The 1600-nt window shown below is 60.1% G+C and carries 3 protein-coding genes; 1 reads left to right on the top strand and 2 read right to left on the bottom strand.

Annotated elements, in window-relative coordinates; genetic code table 11:
* Window positions 1-120: 120 nt before the first annotated feature.
* Entirely contained in the window at window positions 121-750 is a 630-nt protein-coding gene (locus DCO47_RS26715) for a flavin reductase family protein (protein WP_064365056.1), read from the top strand.
* Here the strand turns inward: DCO47_RS26715 and DCO47_RS26710 are convergent, their stop codons facing one another.
* Together DCO47_RS26710 and DCO47_RS26705 are read right to left on the bottom strand one after the other, a co-directional pair.
* Complete coding sequence (locus tag DCO47_RS26710; RefSeq protein ID WP_065616695.1) at window positions 751-993, bottom strand: hypothetical protein; 243 nt, start codon at window positions 991-993, stop codon at window positions 751-753.
* Window positions 994-1036: 43 nt separating this feature from the next.
* A complete protein-coding gene (locus DCO47_RS26705; RefSeq protein WP_039758266.1) occupies window positions 1037-1390 on the bottom strand; it encodes a putative quinol monooxygenase in 354 nt (117 codons plus the stop codon).
* Window positions 1391-1600: the final 210 nt, after the last annotated feature.

Raw genomic sequence — 1600 nt, 5'->3', positions numbered from 1 at the left:
TATCTGACACACCGCCATCGCGAGCAGGCTCACTCCTACAAGGTTTGTGTCCGGGTGGAAATATGCGCTGGCTCCTTGCACTATGGCTGCATCCGAATGCAGCTCAGGAATCCGCTCCCCATGCCCGATGACATCCACTTCTACGAACCTGCCAATGGCCACGGCCTGCCTCACGATCCGTTCAACGCCATCGTCGGCCCGCGCCCCATCGGCTGGATCTCTTCGCAGGATGCCGAAGGCCGGCTCAATCTGGCGCCGTACAGTTTCTTCAACGCCTTCAACTACATTCCGCCGATCATTGGTTTTTCCAGCATCGGGCGCAAAGACAGCCTGAACAACATCGAGCAGACCGGTGAGTTCGTCTGGAACCTCGCCACCCGCCCGTTGGCCGAGCAGATGAACCAGAGCTGCGCGATGGTCGCGCCGGAGGTCAACGAGTTTGAACTGGCGGGGCTGACGACCGTGGCGTCGAAGGTGATTTCCGTCCCACGGGTCGCCGAAAGCCCGGTGTCCTTTGAGTGCAAGGTCACGCAGATCATCCAGTTGCAACGCGCCGATGGTGAAACCGTGCCGAGCTGGCTGATCCTCGGTGAAGTTGTCGCCGTGCACATCGCCAAATGGCTGCTGAAAGATGGCGTGTACGACACCGCCGCCGCACAACCGATTCTGCGCGGCGGCGGGCCGGCGGATTATTTCCAGCTGGGGCCTGAAGCATTGTTCAAGATGTGGCGCCCGGGGGCGCAGAAATAACTACCAGATCAGCTCGGCGTCATCAGTGACGCCCTGGAGTTTATCCAGCTCGTTGATCGCCGCTTCATCGGCTGCGATGGCGCCGGGAAACACCTGATCGTTCAGCAATTTGTGAAAGCGCGGTGCGCCGCCATCGATCAGGGCCTTGACCGCGATGGCCGCGTAATAACCCTTGTTGCCGCCCAGCTCGACGGGGACGACTGCGGAGACTGCTTCGAAGCGTTCAAACTCTTTACGTGCCATGTCGCGGATCCTGGCTCAATCAATTAAGCCGGACATTAAACCCTCAACCGGCGAGTTTGTGTATCGGCGCCGAACATTGACCGAGGGCCTGCGCGGCGGAAACGTCCCTGAAGGTGTGGAAGTCGAGGCTGTTGACCACCAGGTCCTGGACCAGCTCGGCGAAGACTTCCATCGACGGACTGTTGAAGTAAGCAGTCATCATCTGCTGGCTGCTCCAGTAGCCGCTGACCAGCCACAGGTCGGCGTCGCACTGCGATTGTTGCAACGAGAAACTCAGGCAACCGGGCGCAGCGCGCGAGACCTCGATCAAAGCGCTCAGGCGCACACCGAGTTCCGCCGAGCGCCCGGCCTGGGCACGAACGAAGGCCATATGACTGACAGGCATCTGCTTGGACATGATCAACCCTCCATGAAATCGCGTGGCAGCCGGGGGACGGGCTGCGACTGAAGCAAAGATTAAAGGCCGGGCCGGCAGCGCCGTTAGTCGATTCCTGCCTTCGCGTTGCACAATCCTGCGAGACTGTGCAGACGACCTGTAACAACCTGTAAACCTGCGCAACACGTGGGTCATACGCGTTTTGTGTAGGAGCTGCCGAAGGCTGCGATC

Source organism: Pseudomonas sp. NDM, from assembly GCF_003105095.1.
GTDB classification, from domain to species: Bacteria; Pseudomonadota; Gammaproteobacteria; order Pseudomonadales; family Pseudomonadaceae; genus Aquipseudomonas; species Aquipseudomonas moraviensis_A.
The sequence above is the reverse complement of the archived record's forward strand: the minus strand, read 5'-3'. Positions and strand labels throughout refer to the sequence as shown.